We start from the raw sequence: 22,187 nt of genomic DNA on the forward strand, positions 1-22,187 counted from the left end.
GAGCCCATGGATAAAATAAAACTTATCGAATGTCCGCGGGACGCGATGCAGGGAATTAAAACATTTATTCCTACCGATAAAAAAGTACAGTATATTCAATCTTTGTTACGCTGCGGATTTGACACCATAGATTTTGGAAGCTTTGTGTCGCCAAAAGCGATTCCTCAAATGGTAGATACTGCCGAGGTTTTATCTAATTTAGATCTTTCTAACACAAGCAGTAAATTGCTTGCTATTGTAGCCAATACCCGTGGCGCAAATGATGCATCGGTACACGAGGAAATCGATTATCTAGGATATCCTTTTTCTATTTCTGAAAACTTCCAGATGCGAAATACCCATAAAACCATAGCAGAATCTGTGGTTACCTTAAGTGAGATCCTGGAAATTGCTAATCGCACAAATAAAGAAGTTGTGGCTTATCTTTCTATGGGATTCGGTAATCCCTATGGCGACCCGTGGGATGTGGAAATTGTGGGGGAGTGGACTGAAAAGCTTTCTAAAATGGGCGTAAAAATTCTCTCCTTATCTGATACTGTGGGTACCTCAACTCCAAAAATTATCGATTATCTTTTCGCTAATTTGATACCTGAATATCCCGAAATCGAATTTGGCGCACATTTGCATACTACCCCGGCAAAATGGCACGAAAAAATAGACGCTGCCTACAAAGCCGGCTGCCGCAGGTTTGATGGGGCTATCCAGGGATTTGGCGGTTGCCCCATGGCTAAAGATGAACTTACCGGGAATATGCCGTCAGAAAAAATGCTTTCTTACTTTAATTCGAAGAAGTGCGATTCTAATATTAAAATGACCAGTTTTGAATCTGCCTACAACGAAGCCTCCAAAATTTTTCAAGCTTATCATTAGTTGTGTTTATCAATCCGATTTTAGAGATTTATAAATGTTATTTTAAATTAATCTAAATAAGTTTGTTCTACTTAAACAGTGTTTTTATATTTGCTGAAATTAGTTTTAATCAATCTAAATAAATTAATATGAAAAAGCTGTTTTTCTCAGCAATCCTGGGCGGGCTTACACTTGCCTCGTGTTCATCTGATGATGACAACATTCCAAACAATCCCCAATTAGAAGTTCCTGCAACTTATAGTTTTGAAAGGGATGGTAGTACCACAATTAGTTATCCCGGCCAGACTACAAGGCTTGAAATGACTTCAGAAATTCTTGCTAATTTCAACGATTTTGAGAATGGAAGTGAAGAGCTCCTGCTCAATATGTTTTCAAACGAGAACTCGCCTTTTGAAAAAGCAAGCCTTAACGAGTCTTCGAAGAGCGTAAAATCTAAAGTAGCGGCTTCAAAATTATATTTTTCATCAAATACAGTTGAAAGCGCAGAGATTAAAAGCGATTTCGACTCTTATATTTCTGAGCAGTTTAATACAGTAGCGGCTAATAAAGATGAATTGGCCGAAGCCGGAAAGGCAGGGCAAATCGCGCAGGGAGAAAGGGTAAGATATGTGAATGAAAAAGGTTTGGAGTTAAACCAGGCATTCGCAAAAGGTTTAATTGGAGGTTTATTGGCCGATCAAATCTTAAATAACTACCTATCTCAGGAAGTTTTGGATGAAGCCGATAACAGGGCAAACAATGATGCCGAAATCACAGAAGAGGAAAAAGTTTACACCACGATGGAGCATAAGTGGGACGAAGCTTATGGTTACCTATACGGAAATCCTTCTATTCTTACTGCTAACCCTAACTCTGTTTTAAACGAAAGTGATGATCACTTGTTATTTAATTACCTGGGACGTGTTGATGCAGATGAGGATTTCGCAGGAATTGCAGAAGAAACTTTTGAAGCTTTTAAAACCGGTAGAGCAGCTATTGTTGCCGGAGATTATAATGTTCGCGATGAGCAGGTTGCCATTATTCGTGAGAATATTTCAAAAACAATGGCGGTAAGAGGAGTACATTATCTTCAGGCTGGGAAATCTTCTTTAGCCGAAAATAATTATGGAGCAGCTTTTCATGCGCTTTCCGAAGCTTATGGATTTATCTATAGCCTTAGGTTTACTAATAATCCTGAAACGGGATCGCCTTATATTTCAGCTGATAACGTAAATAATTACCTGGATCAATTAATGCAAGACAATGGTTTTTGGGATGTAACTCCTGAGACTCTTGACACTATTTCTGAAGAAATTTCAAATGCCTTCGGTTTTTCTGTTGAGCAAGCATAATTTAAAATTGGCCGAAGTTGACTTAGGTTAACTTCGGCTTTTAATTTAAGAGTATAACTATGAAAACGATTTCAAAATTCTTATTAATTGCTACTTTAATATTAGCTGCCTGTCAGGGAGACGATGACGCCGGGGATGGCGATTCTACCGGGAAGGATAATTTTGACAGGGGGGAAATGCTGGCAAATTGGGCCGATAATATTATTGTTCCATCATTCGAAAATTTTCAGGAACAAACTGAAAAGTTGGAAGAAATCGCAAATGCTTTTGCTGAAACCCCGGGTAATACCGAACTGATGCTGCTGCGTACCCAGTATAAAGTAGCTTACCAGGTATTTCAAACCGTTGAAATGTTTCAAATTGGAAAAGCGGAAGAAATAAATTATCGCAGTTTCCTTAATACTTATCCGCTTAATGAGGAAGGGCTTGAGTCTAAAATAGCTTCTGGGAGTTATAATCTTGAATTGCCTTCCAGCTTCGCACAACAAGGTTTTCCGGCTTTAGACTATTTATTATATTCTAAAGGTAGCGCAGAAGAAACCCTGGAATTCCTTACCGCAAATCCCGAACACCTTAATTATTTAGTTTCGGTTGCCGAACGCATAAATACACTAACGGCTGAAGTTACAAACTCCTGGCAGGGTGGCTACCGCGATACTTTTGTAAGTAATACCAGTTCTTCCAGTACAGGTTCTGTAGATAGGTTTACCAATGATTATGTAATGTATTATGAAAAAATACTCAGGTCTGGGAAAATTGGTTATCCTGCCGGTGCTTTTACCGGTTCTCCAGCTCCCGGAAATGTAGAGGCACTTTACGCCGGCAACCTTTCAAAAACCCTTTACCTACAGGCTTTTAGTAGCTTCGAAGATTTTTATTATGGCGTTAAACTGAATGAAGAAGGTAATGGGCCCAGTTATTTTCAATATTTGGAATATATGGAAGAGCGTTCAGATTTAGATTTAACTACTTCTATAGCAAATCAATTTTCAGCAATTAGGGACCAAAGTTCAGAATTGGATGAAAATCTAAAAAACCAGGTGGAAACCGATAACACTAAAATGTTGTCTGCTTTTGATGAATTGCAAAAACAAGTGGTGCTCTTAAAGGTAGATATGATGCAGGCACTATCCATAAGCGTGGATTATGTAGATTCTGACGGAGATTAGGTGTCTGATGCAATTTTCTCCCCGCAAATATCTAAAAACAACAACGGAAGCCGCCCCTTTGGCGGTTTTTCGTTTGTTTTTTGGGCTTATGATGTTTGCGAGCATAGTGCGTTTTTGGCTAAACGGCTGGATTGAAAAATTATATATCACGCCAAAATTCTCTTTTTCTTATTACGGATTTGAATGGGTAAAACCCCTGGGCGATTATACCTATCTTATTTTTATTCTTTGTGGTATTGCCGCGTTGTTGGTGGCCGCCGGCTATAAATACCACCTGGCCATTATCCTGTTTTTTCTCAGTTTTACCTATATCGAGCTGATGGATAAAACCACCTACCTAAACCATTATTATTTTATTAGCATCCTGAGTTTTCTAATGATTTTCTTACCGGCCAACGTTTATTTTTCAGTAGATGCCTGGAAAAATCCTGCAAAAGCTTTTCAAAAAATACCTAAATGGTGTATTGATGCCATAAAATTATTGTTGGGAATTGTGTATTTCTATGCCGGACTGGCAAAAATAAATTCCGATTGGCTGTTTAGGGCAATGCCGTTAAAAATCTGGTTGCCGTCAAAATACGACCTGCCTTTTCTGGGCGATCTTTTGCAACAGGAATGGCTGCATTATGCTTTTAGTTGGAGCGGAATGTTCTACGATCTTGCGATACCTTTTTTATTGCTGTGGAAAAAAACCCGTTTTGTTGCTTTTTTACTGGTCATAATTTTTCACGTGCTTACCCGGGTACTTTTTCCCATCGGCATGTTCCCCTTTATTATGATCGTTAGCGCCTTGATATTTTTTAGTCCGCAGGTTCACCACGGGATATTGAATTTTATCTCGAAATGGTTCAGTATATCGAAACAAAGATTTGATAATTTGAAAACCTACCAATTTACCGCAATTCAGAAAAAACTGAGCTTGGGGATAATTGCTGTTTTTTTTATCGTTCAAATTTTATTTCCGTGGCGGTATTTATTGTATCCGGGGGAACTATTCTGGACTGAGGAAGGTTTTAGGTTCTCCTGGCGGGTAATGCTTATGGAAAAAGCCGGTTATGCTGAATTTAAAGTAGTTAATGCTGAAACCGGAAGCCGTTTTTATGTGAATAACTCAGATTTTCTTACTCCTTTTCAGGAAAAACAAATGTCTTTTCAGCCCGATTTTATTATTGAATATGCTCATTTTTTAGCCGATCATTTTGAAAAAGATGGTCACGAAAATATTGAAATCTACGTAGAAAACTATGTGGCCCTCAACGGCAGAAAGAGTGCTCCATACATCGACCCGGAAGTTAATTTGCTTAATTTCGCGGACTCTTTTAAACACAAAACATTCATTTTACCCTTCAAAGATGAAATTAAAGGTCTTTAGTATATTATTTTTTTTGGTTTCGTTAGTACAAGCGCAACATACGCTTAGCGGAAAAATAACTTCAGCAGCAACCGGTAAACCGATTCCTAATGCTGAAGTCTGGAATAAAACAGCATCGGAAGTCGTGAAGACCGATAAAAATGGGAATTTTAAAGTTGAAGACCTTGATCAAGGTGTTTATGAGTTCGCTGTTTTTAGCTATGAATATGCGATTTTAAACAAAAAAATTAGCATAAATGGAGATTTAAACCTGGATTTTAGCCTTTCGCCCCTGGCCGAAAGTTTAAGCGAAGTGATGATCACCAACAGAAGGGAACAGCTTTTTGCTTTAAGAAAACTCAGAAAAGTAGAGGGCACTGCGATCTACGCCGGTAAAAAAAGCGAGGTGGTATTATTGGATAAAGTTTCGGGAAACCTGGCGGCAAATAATGCCCGGGAGATTTATAATCAGGTGGTAGGTTTAAATATTTATGATAATGGTGATGCGGGGCTTCAATTAAATATTGGTGGGCGCGGCCTCGATCCCAACCGCACCCAAAATTTTAATACCCGGCAAAACGGTTACGATATTTCTGCCGATGTGCTTGGATATCCTGAAAGCTATTATACACCACCGCCGGAAGCTTTAAGGGAAATTCAGGTGGTTCGCGGCGCAGCCTCCTTGCAATATGGAACGCAATTTGGCGGACTTATAAATTTTAAATTCAAACAGGCCCCGCCCAATAAAAAACTGGAAATTGTCTCCCGTCAATCTGTGGGTTCTTATAATCTTTTTACCAGTTTTAATAGTTTGTCGGGAACCATAGGGAAGTTTAATTATTATACCTATTACAATTATAAAACCGGAGAGGGTTTTAGGCCGAATTCTGAATATGATTCACATAATTTCTTTGCGCATTTAGGCTGGAAATTTAACGAAAATACCGAGCTTGCTTTTGAATATACCTATTTAGATTACCTGGCCCAGCAACCCGGCGGACTTACCGATGCGCAGTTTTATAAAAATCCCGATTATAGCAACCGGGAGCGAAACTGGTTTGATGTAAATTGGAATTTATATGCCTTAAAATTTAAGCATCGGTTTTCTAATAGAATAGATTTCAGTTTAAATGTTTTCGGACTTGATGCTTCGCGGAAAGCGGTTGGTTTTAGGGAAAATCGTGTGTCCCAACCCGACGATCTTACTGCGCCACGGGAATTATTGGTTGACGATTTCTCTAACTGGGGTGCAGAAGCAAGGTTGCTTACCAGGTACAAGCTATTTAATGATGAGTCAATTTTACTGGTGGGTAGCAAATATTATGATGCCAATAACTTTCAAAAACAAGGGCCTGGAACCACTTCGGCCAAACCTGAATTTAACTTTACTAACGACGAATTTCCAAATTACCCAAGACAATCCGATTATAATTTCCCCAATAAAAACCTGGCATTCTTTGGAGAAAATATCTTTAACCTTACCAATAAACTTTCCATCACTCCCGGTTTCAGGATTGAATATATAAATACAAAGGCGAACGGGGCTTATAAAGAAATTATCCTCGATTTGGCCGGTAATCCTTTAATCAACGAAACCCGGGAAGAGGAAAAAGACCTGGAAAGAAGCTTTGCATTATTGGGAGTTGGCGCAACCTATAACCTGAATACCTACAACGAATTATATGGAAATTTCTCACAAAATTACCGCTCGGTTACTTTTAGTGATATTCGCGTAGTTAACCCCAGTTTTGTTGTAGATCCAAATATATCTGAAGAAAAAGGATTTACTTCAGACTTTGGGATTAGAGGAAGGATCGAGAAATATGTTTCCTATGATGCCAGTATTTTTGGTTTATGGTACCAGGATAGAATTGGAGAGGTATTGGGGGTGGAAGATGGTTTTATAATTAGAAAACGTGGGAATATCGGTGATGCTTTTATTTACGGTTTAGAAACTTTTGCCGATTGGGACCTAAAAAATACATTTTTTAAACAGGCTAAGAATTATCGTTTAAACCTTTTTGTGAATACCGCTTTTACAAATTCAGAATATACGGCTTCCGAAGAAAATAATGTAGAAGGTAACCAGGTAGAATTTATTCCTTCTGTAAACCTTAAAACCGGACTTAATTTTGGGTATGCCAATTTCCTGGCTGGGTTCCAATATACTTATTTATCTAAACAATATACCGATGCTACCAATGCGCCGCAAGATGTAAATGATAATCAGCGCGGAATTGAGGGAAGTATTCCTGCCTATGGGATATTGGATTTTTCGACTTCCTATAGTCTCGGAAAGTTTAAGCTCGAAGCGGGTATCAACAATCTTTTAGATAATTCTTATTTTACAAGAAGGGCAACCGGCTACCCGGGACCCGGGATTATTCCCGCGCAACCCATTAGTTGGTACACAAGCCTTCAGTTTAAATTCTAATCAATTTTTATAGTAATTGTCAAGTCAATCAAAGCACATATTTCTTCGGAATTTTTATTTAAACCTATTCTAAATAATTATATTTGCATAAATCTAAAAACACAATAATGAAAAAATTAATTTTAACGGTTTTCAGTATTAGCGTACTGTTTTCCTGCAAAAATTCTGATAAGAAAGATGAGGCTGAAACAGGAGCTTCAACTGAACAAGAAGTAAATGTTTATACCCATAGGCATTACGAATCTGATCAGGAATTGTTTAAGAAGTTTGAAGAAAAAACCGGGATTAATGTTAATATAATCAACGCTAGCGCCGATGAACTTATTCAGAAAATGACTATGGAAGGCGAACAATCTCCGGCAGATGTTTTGATTACCGTAGACGCGGGACGGTTAGAAAGGGCTAAAAGTAATGATCTTTTGCAAGCCGTATCATCAGACATCCTTGAAGAAAAAGTTCCATCACACCTTAAAGATGCCAACGATTATTGGTTTGGTCTTACAAAAAGGGCACGGATTATTGCCTATGCTAAAGATAGGGTAGAAGAAAGTGAATTATCAACCTATGAAGATTTAGCTTCAGATAAATGGAAAGATAAAATATTGATTCGTTCTTCCAGTAATATTTACAACCAGTCTTTGATGGCTTCTATCATAGTTCATGATGGTGAGGAAGAAGCCAAAAAATGGGCCGCCGGCGTAGTAGAAAATATGGCTCGTTCTCCAAAAGGGGGCGATCGGGACCAAATAAAAGCGGTGGTTGCCGGAGAAGGTGATCTCGCTGTTGTTAATTCTTATTATGTAGGGAAAATGCTCAATTCAAATGATACGGAAGAGGTTGAAACTGCAGAAAAGGTTGGTTTATTCTTCCCTAATCAGGATGGGCGCGGTACCCATATAAATGTTAGTGGAGCTGGGGTTGCGAAATATGCACCTAACAAGGAAAATGCGATTAAGTTTATTGAATTCCTAATTTCTGAAGATGCTCAAAAGGTATTTGCTCATTCCAATTACGAATACCCGGTAAACGAAAAAGTTTCGTCCGCACCACAATTGCAGGAATGGGGAGAATTTAAGGAAGATACGCTCAACTTATCTAAACTTGGAGAAAACAATAAAAAAGCAGTAATATTATTTGATGAAGCCGGCTGGAAGTAATGAGGTGTTTTCAATAAAATCCAGGTTAAGACGACTTAAAAGGGATACTAATCGATGGTCAATACTTACGTTGGCCATCGTTCTTTTTATTGCGTTACCTGTAATTGCCATTGCAGTGAAACTTCTGGAAGGTCCCGGGGAAACCTGGTGGCACCTGGTGGATAATTTGCTGGCAGATTATATTGGAAACTCTGTCTTTTTAATTTTTGGTTGTAGTATCCTGGTCCTCATCATGGGCGTAGGATGTGCCTGGTTGGTTGCCCGGTTTGAATTTCCATTTAGAAAACAATTGGAATGGCTGCTTATCCTGCCTCTTGCTATTCCCTCTTATATTGTTGCTTATGCTTATGCGGGAGTTTTTGATTACGGCGGAAGTCTTAACTTAATACTACGTTTTTTAGATTTCGAATTTATTCGAATAGATATCATGAATAAGTTTGGGCTGGCTTTTGTCCTTAGTATTTCTCTTTTCCCGTATGTGTATGTAAGTTCGCGAGCTTTTTTTTTAAACCAGGCTGGTAATTTACTTGAAGCTTCAACAATGCTGGGAGTAGGGGAGTTTAAGTCCTTTTTTAAACTGATGTTACCTTTGGCCAGGCCCGCTATTGTTGCAGGTCTTGTTTTGGTACTTATGGAGGTGTTAAATGATTATGGTGCTGCACAGTATTTTGGAGTAAATACTTTTACCACCGGGATTTTTAGAGCCTGGTTTTCATTAGAAGAGCCAGAAACTGCAGTGTACCTTTCTGCGTTATTAATTTCCATGGTTTTTGCACTTATTTTATTTGAAAAATGGCAGCGAAGGAATATGCAGGTTACCGGAAATAAAGCTTCAAGGCACATTCATAGAAAAGTAGGTGCGCCATTAATGCAATGGTTTAGATTTTTCCTGGTTTTAATTCCTGTGCTATTAGGTTTTTTAATTCCCGTAGCGCAATTGATTTACTGGGCATTTCTAACGGCTCATAAGGTATTTGACTTAAACTTTATTTTGCTTTCACTGCAAAGTTTTGGGATTGCGTTAATAACCGCAATAGTGACGGTTCTTTTTGCTACTTTACTTATTTATTTCGCAAAGTGGAGTAGTGTAAAGGGAATAAAAAGCATCTCAAAACTGGGTATCCTGGGCTATGCGATCCCGGGGGCGGTGGTAGCTATTGGTATTATGATACCTACCTTAACTTTTGATAAATGGTTTATTAATATTATGGATACTGTTTTTGGCATAGAAACCGGCTTTTTGATTAATGGCACCCTGGTGGCGCTTGTTTATGCATATAGCGTTAGATTTTTAGCAGTAGCTTATAATCCTATAGAATCTACGGCTTTAAAAGTAAGTGACAGTATTCCAGATTCCTCAAAAATGTTGGGGGTGGGTAACTTCAAAACCTTTTTTAAAATAGAGTTTCCACTAATAAAAACAGGAATTTTAAGCGCAATAATCTTAGTGTTTATAGATGTTTTAAAAGAATTGCCGTTAACCTTAATCTTAAAACCTTTTCATATTAATACCCTTGCGGTGAAAGCTTTTGAGTATGCAAGTGACGAAATGGTTATGGAGGCTGCAATTCCTTCATTATTTATTATCTTCACGGCTACAATTCCTGTGATATTTTTAAATAGATTATTGATAAAAGAGTAATATGCTTAGCATAAATTCCATTTCTAAAAGCTTCGATAAGGGCAAAAATTTTGCTTTAAAAGATGTTTCTTTCCAGGTAAAAGAAGGAGCCGTTTGCGCGATTGTGGGTGAAAGTGGAAGCGGAAAAACCACTCTTATTCGGCTAATTGCCGGTTTGGAGCGTCCCGATGCCGGCAGTATAGTGCTTCGTGGAAAAGAACTTTCTTCGGTTAAGAAGCTCGTCGCGCCAGAGAAGCGCAAGATAGGCCTTGTATTCCAGGAGTATGCTTTATTTCCGCATTTCGATTTATTGAAAAATGTGAGTTATGGAATTTCTAATTTAAAAAACAAAAAACAACGGGCTTTAGAAATGCTAGACCTGGTGGGCTTAAGTGGTTTAGAAAAACGCTATCCTCATCAACTTTCTGGAGGACAGCAACAGCGTGTAGCTTTGGCAAGAGCGTTAGCGCCAAATCCTTCTTTACTTATTTTAGATGAGCCGTTTAGCAACTTAGATGCTATGCTTAGAATGCAATTGCGTAACCAGGTCTTTGAAATCATTAAAAAAACCGGTGTTACAGCAATTTTTGTAACACACGATACCCAGGACGCCCTTTCTGTGGCCGATGAAATTCTTATTCTTCAAAATGGAAAAGTAATCCAAAAAGACCAGGCATCAAATTTATATACCAAGCCAAATTCGGTTTATGTAGCCTCCCTTTTTGGAAACACTATTCAGCTAAACCAGGAGTTGCAAACTGCTTTCGATTGTCCTTTAAATGCAGATTGCTGCCACGCAATTCGCAATGAAAGCCTTAGTATTAACAAGGAGTGTGAATATGTAACACACGCCAGGGTACTTAAGAAAACCTTTATGGGCAACACTACTCATCTATTGCTAAAATTGGATAACGGACATCAAATTTCTGTAGTAACCCAGGATGATAATGTAGCAGATCATATAAAAATAGGGTTTAACTCTACCGATGTTCTGGAGTTTGCCACCTAAGCTTCTAAACTAATTTTCTGAATAGAAATTATTTTAAACTAATTTCTGTGATAAAAAATGTATATTTGCACGCAATTAATCTTTAATTGCTATGATCGCACACAATTCCAAAATACTGGGGGAAGGTCTTACTTATGACGATGTACTCCTAGTTCCGGCCTATTCTGAAGTATTACCTAGAAAGGTAAGTATAAAGACAAAATTCACTAAAAATATACCTTTAAACGTGCCCATAGTTTCTGCGGCCATGGATACGGTAACAGAATCCCGTATGGCTATTGCGATGGCAAGGGAAGGTGGTATTGGTGTTTTGCACAAAAATATGACTGTAGAACAGCAGGCTTTAAAAGTGCGTAAAGTAAAACGGGCAGAAAGTGGAATGATTATAGATCCTGTCACTTTACCTATCTCAGCAAAAGTATTTGATGCCAAAGAAAGTATGCGTGAACATAGCATTGGCGGGATTCCCATTGTTGATGATGAAGGCAAGCTATTGGGGATAGTAACCAACCGTGACCTTCGTTTTGAAAAAAACAACCACCGGCCAATTGCAGAAGTGATGACTACCGAAAACCTCGTTACTGTGGCCGAAGGAACATCTTTAGATGAAGCCGAAGATATTTTGCAGGAAAATAAAATTGAAAAATTACCGGTAATAAATGACCAAAATGTATTGGTTGGCCTTATTACTTTTAGAGATATTACCAAGCTAACTTTAAAACCAAATGCCAATAAAGATAGCTTCGGAAGATTGCGTGTTGCAGCGGCGATTGGTGTTACAGATGATGCCGTAGAACGAGCCGAAGCCCTGGTAAATGCAGGGATAGATGCAATTATTATAGATACCGCTCATGGGCATACCCGCGGCGTGGTAACTGTACTTAAAGACGTAAAGACTAAGTTTCCAGATCTGGAAGTGGTGGTGGGAAATATTGCTACTGCTGAAGCTGCCAAATATTTAGCAGATGCCGGTGCCGATGCGGTAAAAGTAGGTATTGGTCCGGGGTCTATTTGTACAACACGGGTAGTAGCCGGCGTTGGATTTCCGCAATTTTCGGCAGTGCTGGAAGTAGTCGAAGCCTTAAAAGGTACTGGTGTACCTGTTATTGCCGATGGCGGAATTAGATATACCGGGGATATTCCAAAAGCACTAGCTGCGGGTGCCGATTGTGTGATGCTGGGCTCTTTACTCGCCGGCACCAAAGAATCTCCCGGGGAAACGATTATTTATGAAGGTAGAAAATTTAAATCCTACCGCGGTATGGGCTCTGTAGAAGCCATGCAAAAAGGTTCCAAAGATCGTTACTTTCAGGATGTGGAAGATGATATTAAGAAATTGGTGCCAGAAGGTATTGTGGGGCGTGTGCCTTATAAAGGGGAATTGGAAGAAAGCATCCATCAATTTGTTGGCGGCTTAAAAGCCGGGATGGGGTATTGCGGTGCAAAAGATGTAGCCACTTTAAAAGAGAAAGCTAAGTTTATAAAAATTACTTCCTCTGGAATTCACGAAAGTCATCCGCACGATGTAACAATTACCAATGAATCTCCCAACTATAGTAGATAAAACAAAAAACCTCACAGTCTCGATGTTTTTCGAGACCGTGAGGTTTAATAGCTAATCTATTTACAGTTTATTCTTCGCTCGGTATTTCTTCTGGAATTTTGAGTCCTAATTTTCTCATCACCTTTTTAGTAATATCATATTTCTCGGCAGAAAATGCTAAACTATTGCCGCCCGCGTGAAAAATTTGAGTGAAGTTTTCCTCGTGAATCACTTCTTTCATCGCTGCGTCAATCTTTTGATATAGCGGTTTGGTAAGCTCATTTCTACGCATTTGCATCATTACCTGGGCTCTTTGACGAAAGCCTTTTATTTGATTTTCCAGCTCAATAATTTCACCTTCTTTACTTTGGCGCTCTTCCTCGTTAAAGTCTTTGTTTTTTAACTGATAATCTTTTACCAAAGTATCATACTGTTTTATGGTTTGATCTAAATTCCCCTGTAATTCTTTATTATAATCTTCCAGACCACCTTTTACCTGGTTCATTTCGGGCATTTGGTTTAAGATATAATCGGCATCAATAGTGCCTACTTTTGTTTGCGAGCTCGCAAAAAGGCTAAAGCATAAAAAGAAAATTAAGAAGCTGTTACGTATCATAATAAGAGTTTTGTTTTTAGCAAATATAAAAGCCGGTTTCGATTAATCATATTTTTTTAAGAAAAACTATTTCAATCTGATGTATTAATCAGATTTTGTCTAAACCTTAAGCCTGGAACTTTAAACCTTGAACCAATTATTCCAATAATTTGTGTGTAGATAAGCTTGTAGGGCTTTAAGCTTTTCTTATTTTTGTGCTAGTGAATTATGTGCTTTCCTATTTTAAAATGGTACATAAATTGCTATAAGCAAACTGATGAATTTTAGAATATTACGCGGTTATTTTTATTGCCTGTTGGGACTTTGCTTACTAACAGGCTGCTCGTATTTTCAAAATTCTGAAGAAAAGAAAGTGGTTGTACGGGTGAATGAATCTTATTTATACGAAGAAGATATCAACGCGTTGATTAATGAAAACACTTCAGAAGAAGACAGCGCGCTTATCGTGTCTAATTATATAAATCGTTGGGCCACCCAAAAATTATTAATAGATCGTGCCAGGTTAAATCTTCCGCAAAGCAAACTAAAGGAGTTTAATGACCTGGTTGAAAATTATAGAAATGAATTATATACTTCGGCTTATACCTCGGCGGTAGTTACCCCAAAATTAGATACGAATATTACAGAGGAAAAACTGGAAAGTTATTTTAAAGATCACAAGGATAATTTTAAGTTGGGGGAGAATTTAGTGAAATTGAGGTATATAAGCCTGGAAAAAGATAATTCTAATTTAGATGAAATAAAAGAGCGAATTAAGCGCTTTAACGAAGAGGATAGAGCTGCTTTAAATAAACTTTCTTTACAGTTTAAAAATTACTCTTTAAACGATTCGGTTTGGGTAAAGCTGCAGACGGTTTACGATAAAATAAAACCTTTAACAGCGGAAGATAGGAGTAATCTTTTAAAGAAATCTAATTTTCTTGAGGTGAAAGATTCATTAAGCGTATATTTGATTTTTATTAATGATGTTTTAGAACGTGGGCAGGAATCTCCATTAGAGTATGCTAAACCTACCATTAAGAAGATTTTGCTCAATAAACAAAAGCTGAATTTAATAAAAGAATTAGAAAAAGATATTACAAAAGATGCAATTAAAAAAGAACAATTTGAAATCTATAATTAAAACTTCCGGCTTTTTGATGGCTATGATTTTTGGTTTTTCTGGCATGGCGCAGGAAGTAATTGTAACCGATAGTACTTCGATACAACCGGAGGACGAAATCGCCCGGGCCACTAAAGCTACAGAAAACTCATCAGATAGAAAGAAGGTAGATGGGATCGCCGCTGTGATTGGCGATTTTATTATTCTGGATAGCGATGTAGATATGATGTATAAAGATATGCAAAGCCAGGGCATGTCCACCGCCGATGTTACCGATTGCCAGCTTGCCGGCTCATTAATGGAAAATAAATTATATGCCCATCACGCCATTCAGGATAGTATCATTGTTATGGATGCTGAAGTAAACAATTACATAGATCAGCAAATATCTGAGATGGTAAGACAGGTAGGCTCTATGGAAAAGGTTTTAGATTTCTATAATAAAGAAGATGAAGCTGAATTTAGAAGTGAGCTTTTTGAGTTGAACAAACAACGGCAATTAGCCAGTAGAATGCAGCAAAAAATTGTAGAAGAGGTAGAAATTACCCCGGAAGAAGTAAGAGCTTATTATGAAGCCATTGATGAAGACGAACTTCCCGTTTTTGGCGAGGAAGTTGAACTTTCTCAAATAATTGTTGAACCTGAAGTTCCGCAAAGTGAAAAGCAAAAAGTAATAGATCGCTTAAATGATTTTAGGGCAGATGTATTGGATAACGACGCAAGTTTTGCTACCAAAGCAGTATTGTTTTCACAAGATCCCGGGAGCGCCAGGGACGGTGGTCGTATAAGCTTATCCAGAAAAGACAATTATATTAAAGAATTTAAAGATGTTGCGTTTAGCTTGCAAGCGGGAGAAGTAAGTGAGCCTTTTGAAACAGATTTTGGTTTCCATATTATCCAGGTAGATCGCATTAGGGGTCAAACCGTAGATTTGAGACATATTTTGCTCATTCCAGATGTAACCAACGCTTCGGTGGAAGAAGCAAAAGCGAAAATAGATAGTATTAAAAAGAGAGTTAGTGAAGGGGTTTTGGATTTTGCTGAAGCTGCCAGGGAATTTTCAGACGAAAAGGAAACCAGTAGCGATGGGGGGAAATTAATTAACCCCAGGACCGGCGATACAAGATTCGAATTAACCAAAATTGACCCTGAGCTTTACGACCAGGTAGGTGATTTAAAAGAAGGGGAAGTTTCCTTAAGAATAAGGGAGCAGGATAGAACGGGAAGACCTAAATTTAAATTGCTGAAAGTGGTAAAAAGAATCCCGGAGCACGAAGCAAATTATGCCACAGATTTCACTAAAATTAAAGAGTTGGCATTGCGTGATAAACAGCTGGAGGCGATAGAAGAATGGCAAAAGGAAAAAATTGGTGATACTTATATTAAAGTAAACGGTAAATTTAAAAACTGTGAATATACCAGTAACTGGTTAAAAAAATAGCGGTTTAAAAATGTCTGATGTTGCTCTTGTAGAAAAACTGGTAGAAAAGCACCAGGATTTAAAAAAGGAAATTGCCAAAGTTATTGTAGGGCAGGATGTGGTAATAGACCAGATCCTGCTCTCCGTTTTTTCGGGAGGACATGCTTTGTTGGTTGGTGTTCCCGGCCTGGCCAAAACTTTAATGGTAAATACCATTTCTAAAGCTTTGGGCCTGGATTTTAAAAGAATCCAATTCACGCCAGATTTAATGCCAAGCGATATTCTTGGCGCAGAAATCCTGGACGAAAACCGAAGTTTTAAATTTATAAAAGGTCCTGTGTTTTCCAATATCGTGCTCGCCGATGAGATTAATAGAACGCCACCAAAAACCCAGGCAGCTTTGCTTGAGGCGATGCAGGAACGCTCGGTAACGGTCTCTGGACACCATCACGCACTTGCCACCCCATATTTTGTACTGGCCACGCAAAACCCTATAGAGCAGGAAGGAACCTACCCTTTACCCGAGGCACAATTAGACCGGTTTATGTTCTCTATTCTGCTTCAATATCCCAGTTTTGAAGAAGAAGTGAACGTGGTAAAAAATACAACTTCAGATAAAAAACAGAAAATAAGAGCGCTGTTTTCTGCGGAAGAAATCGTAGAAATTCAGCAGCTCATTAGAAGAATCCCGGTGGCCGATAATGTGGTGGAGTATGCGGTAAGATTGGTGGGGAAAACCAGGCCAAATAGTCCTGAAGCTCCTCAATTTGTAAAGAATTACCTGGATTGGGGTGCGGGGCCCAGAGCCTCTCAAAATCTTATCCTGGCCGCAAAATCACACGCCGCCGTTAACGGAAAATTCTCACCAGATATCGAAGATGTGCAAGCCGTAGCCGTAGGAATCTTAAGACATAGGATCATAAAAAACTACAAAGCCGAAGCAGAAGGTATTTCCGAAGAAAAAATAATTGAGGATTTATTTTGAAATAAGTTCAAGGTTCAAAGTTCAAAAACAATCCCCCAAGCCCTAAACAACTAGCCCACAAACACCCACTAACCTTATCAAGAATCGGTTTAAATTCTAATTCTAGAGGTTAAACGCATTTCTTTTTTCCGTTTTTAAAAACTAATTTTTACGAAATTCATAATTTTCAAAACGCTAATTCGTATTTGTTGATTTTAAGTCATTAAATTTTATGAATCATAAAATTATTTTCACTTATTTCTGACAATCGCTTCTTATTTTTAAATCCCAGTCTAAATTCTTAAATTTGCGGGACTTTTTGAGAACTAAATACACAAAAACATGGCATACGATATTGATATGATTAAGAAGGTGTACAGCCAAATGGCCGAACGTGTAAATACAGCACGTGAGGTGGTTGGAAAACCTTTAAGCCTTTCAGAAAAAATTCTTTATTCACATTTGTGGGATGGAGCTGCAAAGGAAGCTTATACAAGAGGAAAAGATTATGTGAATTTTTCACCCGATAGGATTGCCTGCCAGGATGCAACCGCACAAATGGCGCTATTGCAGTTTATGCAAGCGGGGAAAAAGAACGTTGCAGTACCAACAACTGTTCACTGTGATCACCTTATCCAGGCCAAAATGGGAGCTGCAATAGATTTGCAGGCGGCCAATAAAACCAGTAGTGAGGTTTTTGATTTTCTTGAATCTGTTTCTAATAAATACGGAATTGGTTTTTGGAAACCCGGTGCAGGTATTATTCACCAGGTGGTACTTGAAAATTATGCATTCCCGGGTGGAATGATGATTGGTACCGATTCTCATACTGTAAATGCCGGAGGACTTGGGATGGTAGCCATTGGTGTTGGTGGTGCCGATGCTGTAGATGTAATGGCCGGAATGCCCTGGGAATTAAAATTCCCAAAACTTATTGGTGTTAAATTAACCGGAAAGCTCTCAGGATGGACTGCGGCTAAAGACGTAATTTTAAAAGTGGCCGGAATCCTTACTGTAAAGGGAGGTACCGGTTCAATAATAGAATATTTTGGAGAAGGCGCCCGTTCAATGTCGGCTACCGGAAAAGGAACTATTTGTAATATGGGGGCCGAAGTTGGTGCAACAACGTCAACTTTTGGTTATGACGATTCTATGGATCGCTACCTGCGTGCAACCAGTCGTGCCGATGTTGCCGATGCTGCAAAAGAAATTGCAGAGCATCTAACCGGTGATGATGAGGTTTATGCAAACCCTGAACAACATTTTGATGAGGTAATTGAAATTAACCTTTCAGAATTAAAACCACATTTAAACGGACCGTTTACACCAGATTTGGCTACACCTATTTCAGAAATGGCAACGAAAGCCAAAGAAGGCGACTGGCCAATTAATGTAGATTGGGGCTTGATAGGCTCCTGTACCAACTCGTCTTACGAAGATCTTACGCGAGCAGCCTCTATTGCAAAACAGGCCGTAGATAAAAAGGTTAAAGCAAAATCAGATTTTGGTATCAACCCGGGCTCTGAGCAAATTAGATACACTGCAGAACGTGATGGCTTGCTAAAGATATTTGAGGATCTTGATGCGACAATTTTTACTAATGCCTGTGGACCATGTATTGGCCAATGGGATAGAAGTGATAGAAAAGGGGATGAAAAGAATACGATTGTACACTCATTTAACCGTAACTTTTCAAAACGTGCCGATGGTAACCCAAATACGCACGCTTTTGTAGGTTCGCCCGAAATGGTGGCAGCAATTGCAATTTCAGGACGTTTAGATTTTGATCCTACCCGTGATAAATTAATGAATGAAGATGGGGAAGAGGTAATGCTCGATGAGCCAAGCGGAATCGAATTGCCAAGTGATGGTTTTGCTGTAGAAGAAGACGGATATGTGCCGCCAAATGAGGACGGAAGTTCTGTTGAAATTAAAGTAGCCGAAGATAGTGATAGGTTACAATTATTGACGCCGTTTGAACCATGGGATGGTAAAAACCTAACCGGTGCAAAACTGTTAATAAAAGCTTTTGGAAAATGTACTACAGACCATATTTCTATGGCCGGGCCGTGGTTGCGTTACAGAGGTCACTTAGACAATATTTCTAATAACTGTCTTATTGGAGCTATTAATGCTTATAATAAGAAGACCAATTTTGTGAAAAATCAGCTTACCGGTGAGTATGATGGTGTACCGGCGGTACAAAGGGAATACAAAAAAGAAGGAATTCCAACAGTAGTTGTGGGAGATCACAACTATGGAGAAGGTTCTTCCAGAGAGCACGCGGCTATGGAGCCACGTCACCTGGGAGTAAAAGTAGTACTGGTAAAATCTTTTGCCCGTATTCACGAAACAAACCTGAAAAAACAGGGAATGTTAGGTATTACTTTCGATAATGAAGCAGATTATGACCTAATTCAGGAAGATGATACCTTCAACTTTATTGACCTGGAAGACTTTGCGCCAGACAAGCAGATTACTGTAGAAATAGTCCATGCTGATGGCAGCAAAGACACTATTAAGACAAACCACACCTATAATGATACACAAATTAGATGGTATAAAGAAGGTTCTGCCTTAAACTTGATTAAGAAGGAAAACGCTGCTTAGTATAAATAAAGTGGCTTAGAATTATTGAGGCCGATTAAAACAAGATTTTCACTAGAAGGAAACGTGATTTCTTAAGTTTTAATCGGTCTCTTTTTTTATGCACATAGTTTGCTCGATAACCGAAAACTAAATGCCGAGTCTCGATAGCTATAGGGATGCCTCGAAATCAAAATAATTTTTCTATATAATACCTTGTGGCCTTGCCCCGGGGAAGTTTATTCTTAAGTATCTTTGTGTTTTAAAACGATGTTATGAAAAAACTCTTTAGTAACCAGTGGGCCAATATCATTTTTATCGTAATTATTTTGGTAATGCTCATTCCACAAACCAGAAAACCTATTGCCATTGTTTTTAATAAGCTTATCGCTTTTAGCCCTTCGGTAACTGCGGAAGAAGAAAGGGAAATGTTAGAAAGCTATGATTGGACTTTGGAAACAAAAGATGGTAAAAAAGTGAATTTTTCTGAAGCTAAGGGAGAAGTAATTATTGTAAATTATTGGGCGACCTGGTGTCCGCCGTGTATTGCCGAAATGCCCAGCTTTCAGGAACTATACTCCGATTATGGGGATAGGGTTAAATTTTATTTTATTTCTGGTGAGGATCACGAAACCACCAATAATTTTTTAAAGCGAAAAGGTTACCGATTTAACAGCTACAGAATGCTTTCGGCAGATCCTAAACCCCTTAACGGTTACACGCTACCCACAACTTTCGTGATAGATAAAAAAGGTGCAATTGTAATAAATAAAGTAGGCGCCGCCGATTGGAATAGTCAAAATTTTAGAAATACTTTAGAACAGCTTTTAGCAAAGGAGTAATTGTAAGCTAATCTAATATCTAAAATTGAAAAATAAAATGAGAAGAAAAAAAGTTGACGATAAAGTACCAACCCATGACGAGATGATGATTCCTACTTTGGAGGCATTGAAACTCTTAGGAGGTTCTGGTTCCATCGATGAAATAAATGAAAAAGTATATGAAGTGGCCGGGTATGATGAGGAAATTATGGAAATACCACACGACGAAAACGGAGTTCAAACTAAAGTGGAGTACAGATTAGCTTGGGCTAGAACTTATCTGAAAAAATATGGGCTAATAGATAATTCCTCTCGTGGAGTCTGGGCATTAGTTGATAACGAAATAGACACCTCAAAATTGGATTCTGCCCATATTTTAAAAACTGTCAGAGAATTAACACGAAAGCCAAAAGTAGAGAAGAAAAAATCAAAAAAACAAGTAGAATCTGAAGTCGAAGAAGAGGTTGAAGACCAAATTGACTGGAAAGAAGATTTAATTTCTGTTATTTTAAAAATAGAGCCTTCGGCATTTGAAAGGTTATGTCAAAGAATTTTAAGAGAAAGTGGATTTGTTCAGGTGGAAGTAACTGGGAAATCTGGCGATGGTGGAATTGATGGTAAGGGAATTGTGAGAATAAATGGTTTTTTAAGTTTTCACGTATTTTTTCAATCAAAAAGATATAAAGGTGCGGTTGGATCGGGAGATGTAAGAGACTTCAGAGGAGCGATGCAAGGAAGAGCGGATAAAGGACTTTTTATAACAACAGGTAATTTCACAAGAGAAGCAATTAAAGAAGCATCTAGGGACGGAGCTCCTCCAATTGATTTAATTGATGGAGAAATGCTGTGTGATAAACTGAAAGAATTTAATCTTGGAGTAAAAACAGAACTCATCGAAGAAGTTGCAATAATTCCCGAGTGGTTCTCGAAAATATGATACTAACTCGGTATTATATACCTTTTCTAAAAAAGGATTTTATAAAATCGAAGCTGTAGAGCGAAAACATAATCTTTAGATCTTCAGGAATAGAGGTTTCTTCATCTAAATACCTAAATATATCCTGAGGTGAGTTTTTGCTATAAAACTTACTAAAAATTTCTTCTCCTTTGTGATTATTTTGGGCGAGCACATCCAGAAAAATAGCATCGTATTTCCTGAATCTTTTATTAATTAGGTTTTCACCAGGCAAATTGCCACTTTTAATATTCTCTATAATCCTGGTGATACGCTTTTCTGTATTTTTAAAGGAATATCCCGTTGAGGCTTTTACCCATCCGCCGCCGGTGCCTATTTTTGTAATCTGCAGGGTGTTTTCCTCTTCAAAAGGGAAATCGGTCATGGGAATGACGCCCGTTTCGGTACTTTCAATGTTGTAATCATCGGTTTTTAGAATCTTCTGAAAGTACTTTTCCAGTAAATCGTCATACACCTTGTCTTCAGTTAAAAATGGTGTAAAAAATGTATGTTCTACTAAAGCTTTATTTTTGGAAACCGGAAGTATATAAGTAAAGCTAGTAGCATTCTCATATTTTATTCGGTAATCCATCATGGTGAAAACTTCAGGATTAAAAATGGGATCTTTGGTAGTGACCTCCAAACCTTTAAAATGTTGAAAGATTGTAGTGTGTTTTTTGCTTTCTAAATAGGCAGGATCTACCCGGCTGTCAAAAAAATGCGTGGCACCGTAGTTTCCATTTCTGCCTTTAGCTTTAAGGGTAACCTGGTCTATTTCTGTAATTTCATCGGTTATAAATACGATATCACCAGATTCTTCCAATTCTTTTTTTAGCTGTTGGTGATAGTCTGCAGCTTTGATCATTTTATAGGAATAAGGTGATAAATTTAGATCTACTTTTTCTTCAGCAGCATAAAAATCCCCATTTTTCCAGGATTTGGAAACAAGTTTATCCCACTTTCCCGTGCCTTTTTCCCAAAAACACCAGGTTTTTATAGGCACTGAAAAATCTGAATCTATAATTGCAATTTTTTTTCCTTTAAAAAAAACATCCCGGCTAAGTTGCCGGGCGAGTTGTAGGCCAGCTAGCCCTCCGCCTATGATTACGTAAAAATATGTGGGTCCTAACATAATTTGCTGCAGGTAGCTTTTTAAGATTATTAGTTATTTTCACCGAGTTAAAACGAAAACTTATCAAACGCTATAAATGTGAATTTTGTTTTTATCGATAGCAGAT

Annotated in this window: 17 protein-coding genes; 15 read left to right on the forward strand and 2 right to left on the reverse strand. The window is 38.2% G+C overall.

The window, feature by feature from the left end; all coding sequences use genetic code 11:
• The first annotated feature begins 6 nt into the window (after window positions 1-6).
• The 9 genes from BUA71_RS14835 (at window position 7) to guaB (ending at window position 12,506) form a co-directional block, all read left to right on the forward strand.
• Window positions 7-870 (forward strand): hydroxymethylglutaryl-CoA lyase, encoded by an 864-nt coding sequence (locus tag BUA71_RS14835; RefSeq protein ID WP_072881231.1) that lies wholly within the window; start codon window positions 7-9, stop codon window positions 868-870.
• A gap of 128 nt (window positions 871-998) precedes the next feature.
• Window positions 999-2,201 (forward strand): DUF4856 domain-containing protein, encoded by a 1,203-nt coding sequence (locus BUA71_RS14840; RefSeq protein WP_072881154.1) that lies wholly within the window; start codon window positions 999-1,001, stop codon window positions 2,199-2,201.
• Window positions 2,202-2,260: 59 nt separating this feature from the next.
• Complete coding sequence (locus BUA71_RS14845) at window positions 2,261-3,370, forward strand: imelysin family protein (RefSeq protein ID WP_072881156.1); 1,110 nt, start codon at window positions 2,261-2,263, stop codon at window positions 3,368-3,370.
• Between the two features lie 7 nt (window positions 3,371-3,377).
• Entirely contained in the window at window positions 3,378-4,742 is a 1,365-nt protein-coding gene (locus BUA71_RS14850) for an HTTM domain-containing protein (protein ID WP_072881158.1), read from the forward strand.
• Window positions 4,723-7,155 carry a TonB-dependent receptor gene (locus BUA71_RS14855; RefSeq protein WP_072881160.1) on the forward strand — a complete coding sequence of 811 codons (2,433 nt, stop codon included), beginning with the start codon at window positions 4,723-4,725 and terminating at the stop codon, window positions 7,153-7,155. The genes BUA71_RS14850 and BUA71_RS14855 overlap by 20 nt, the downstream gene beginning before the upstream one ends.
• A gap of 107 nt (window positions 7,156-7,262) precedes the next feature.
• Window positions 7,263-8,312, forward strand: coding sequence for a Fe(3+) ABC transporter substrate-binding protein (locus BUA71_RS14860; RefSeq protein WP_072881162.1), 1,050 nt, complete (start codon window positions 7,263-7,265; stop codon window positions 8,310-8,312).
• Window positions 8,293-9,954 (forward strand): ABC transporter permease, encoded by a 1,662-nt coding sequence (locus tag BUA71_RS14865; RefSeq protein ID WP_072881164.1) that lies wholly within the window; start codon window positions 8,293-8,295, stop codon window positions 9,952-9,954. The genes BUA71_RS14860 and BUA71_RS14865 overlap by 20 nt, the downstream gene beginning before the upstream one ends.
• 1 nt (window position 9,955) lies before the next feature.
• Window positions 9,956-10,942: an ABC transporter ATP-binding protein gene (locus BUA71_RS14870; RefSeq protein WP_072881166.1), complete on the forward strand. Its 987-nt coding sequence runs from the start codon at window positions 9,956-9,958 to the stop codon at window positions 10,940-10,942.
• Between the two features lie 91 nt (window positions 10,943-11,033).
• Window positions 11,034-12,506, forward strand: a complete 1,473-nt coding sequence (gene guaB / locus BUA71_RS14875) for an IMP dehydrogenase (RefSeq protein ID WP_072881168.1) — start codon at window positions 11,034-11,036, stop codon at window positions 12,504-12,506.
• 67 nt (window positions 12,507-12,573) lie between these two features.
• Here guaB and BUA71_RS14880 read toward each other — a convergent pair whose 3' ends face one another.
• Complete coding sequence (locus BUA71_RS14880) at window positions 12,574-13,101, reverse strand: OmpH/Skp family outer membrane protein (RefSeq protein WP_072881170.1); 528 nt, start codon at window positions 13,099-13,101, stop codon at window positions 12,574-12,576.
• 256 nt (window positions 13,102-13,357) lie between these two features.
• Between BUA71_RS14880 and BUA71_RS14885 the strand changes: the two genes are divergently transcribed.
• The 6 genes from BUA71_RS14885 to BUA71_RS14910 all read left to right on the forward strand — a co-directional run bounded on the left by BUA71_RS14885 (window position 13,358) and on the right by BUA71_RS14910 (window position 20,931).
• A complete protein-coding gene (locus BUA71_RS14885; protein ID WP_072881172.1) occupies window positions 13,358-14,224 on the forward strand; it encodes a peptidylprolyl isomerase in 867 nt (288 codons plus the stop codon).
• On the forward strand, window positions 14,187-15,644 hold the full coding sequence (locus BUA71_RS14890; protein ID WP_072881174.1) for a peptidylprolyl isomerase: 1,458 nt from the start codon (window positions 14,187-14,189) through the stop codon (window positions 15,642-15,644). The genes BUA71_RS14885 and BUA71_RS14890 overlap by 38 nt, the downstream gene beginning before the upstream one ends.
• 10 nt (window positions 15,645-15,654) lie before the next feature.
• Window positions 15,655-16,608 (forward strand): AAA family ATPase, encoded by a 954-nt coding sequence (locus BUA71_RS14895; RefSeq protein ID WP_072881176.1) that lies wholly within the window; start codon window positions 15,655-15,657, stop codon window positions 16,606-16,608.
• Window positions 16,609-16,929: 321 nt separating this feature from the next.
• Window positions 16,930-19,197 (forward strand): aconitate hydratase, encoded by a 2,268-nt coding sequence (locus BUA71_RS14900; RefSeq protein WP_072881178.1) that lies wholly within the window; start codon window positions 16,930-16,932, stop codon window positions 19,195-19,197.
• Between the two features lie 251 nt (window positions 19,198-19,448).
• Window positions 19,449-20,015: a TlpA family protein disulfide reductase gene (locus tag BUA71_RS14905; RefSeq protein ID WP_072881180.1), complete on the forward strand. Its 567-nt coding sequence runs from the start codon at window positions 19,449-19,451 to the stop codon at window positions 20,013-20,015.
• 37 nt (window positions 20,016-20,052) lie between these two features.
• Window positions 20,053-20,931 (forward strand): restriction endonuclease, encoded by an 879-nt coding sequence (locus BUA71_RS14910; RefSeq protein ID WP_072881182.1) that lies wholly within the window; start codon window positions 20,053-20,055, stop codon window positions 20,929-20,931.
• A gap of 13 nt (window positions 20,932-20,944) precedes the next feature.
• On the opposite strand, the gene BUA71_RS14915 is transcribed toward BUA71_RS14910, so the two are convergent.
• Window positions 20,945-22,081, reverse strand: coding sequence for a lycopene cyclase family protein (locus BUA71_RS14915; RefSeq protein ID WP_072881185.1), 1,137 nt, complete (start codon window positions 22,079-22,081; stop codon window positions 20,945-20,947).
• Window positions 22,082-22,187: the final 106 nt, after the last annotated feature.

Origin of the sequence: Salegentibacter echinorum, assembly GCF_900129445.1 — a bacterium.
GTDB classification, from domain to species: Bacteria; Bacteroidota; Bacteroidia; order Flavobacteriales; family Flavobacteriaceae; genus Salegentibacter; species Salegentibacter echinorum.

Excerpts from the sequence above, each read along its gene's own strand:
- BUA71_RS14835 (WP_072881231.1), top strand. The coding sequence starts at position 7 with ATGGATAAAATAAAACTTATCGAATGTCCGCGGGACGCGATGCAGGGA.
- BUA71_RS14840 (WP_072881154.1), top strand. The coding sequence starts at position 999 with ATGAAAAAGCTGTTTTTCTCAGCAATCCTGGGCGGGCTTACACTTGCC.
- BUA71_RS14845 (WP_072881156.1), top strand. The coding sequence starts at position 2,261 with ATGAAAACGATTTCAAAATTCTTATTAATTGCTACTTTAATATTAGCT.
- BUA71_RS14850 (WP_072881158.1), top strand. The coding sequence starts at position 3,378 with ATGCAATTTTCTCCCCGCAAATATCTAAAAACAACAACGGAAGCCGCC.
- BUA71_RS14855 (WP_072881160.1), top strand. The coding sequence starts at position 4,723 with ATGAAATTAAAGGTCTTTAGTATATTATTTTTTTTGGTTTCGTTAGTA.
- BUA71_RS14860 (WP_072881162.1), top strand. The coding sequence starts at position 7,263 with ATGAAAAAATTAATTTTAACGGTTTTCAGTATTAGCGTACTGTTTTCC.
- BUA71_RS14865 (WP_072881164.1), top strand. The coding sequence starts at position 8,293 with ATGAAGCCGGCTGGAAGTAATGAGGTGTTTTCAATAAAATCCAGGTTA.
- BUA71_RS14870 (WP_072881166.1), top strand. The coding sequence starts at position 9,956 with ATGCTTAGCATAAATTCCATTTCTAAAAGCTTCGATAAGGGCAAAAAT.
- guaB (WP_072881168.1), top strand. The coding sequence starts at position 11,034 with ATGATCGCACACAATTCCAAAATACTGGGGGAAGGTCTTACTTATGAC.
- BUA71_RS14880 (WP_072881170.1), bottom strand. The coding sequence starts at position 13,101 with ATGATACGTAACAGCTTCTTAATTTTCTTTTTATGCTTTAGCCTTTTT.
- BUA71_RS14885 (WP_072881172.1), top strand. The coding sequence starts at position 13,358 with ATGAATTTTAGAATATTACGCGGTTATTTTTATTGCCTGTTGGGACTT.
- BUA71_RS14890 (WP_072881174.1), top strand. The coding sequence starts at position 14,187 with ATGCAATTAAAAAAGAACAATTTGAAATCTATAATTAAAACTTCCGGC.
- BUA71_RS14895 (WP_072881176.1), top strand. The coding sequence starts at position 15,655 with ATGTCTGATGTTGCTCTTGTAGAAAAACTGGTAGAAAAGCACCAGGAT.
- BUA71_RS14900 (WP_072881178.1), top strand. The coding sequence starts at position 16,930 with ATGGCATACGATATTGATATGATTAAGAAGGTGTACAGCCAAATGGCC.
- BUA71_RS14905 (WP_072881180.1), top strand. The coding sequence starts at position 19,449 with ATGAAAAAACTCTTTAGTAACCAGTGGGCCAATATCATTTTTATCGTA.
- BUA71_RS14910 (WP_072881182.1), top strand. The coding sequence starts at position 20,053 with ATGAGAAGAAAAAAAGTTGACGATAAAGTACCAACCCATGACGAGATG.
- BUA71_RS14915 (WP_072881185.1), bottom strand. The coding sequence starts at position 22,081 with ATGTTAGGACCCACATATTTTTACGTAATCATAGGCGGAGGGCTAGCT.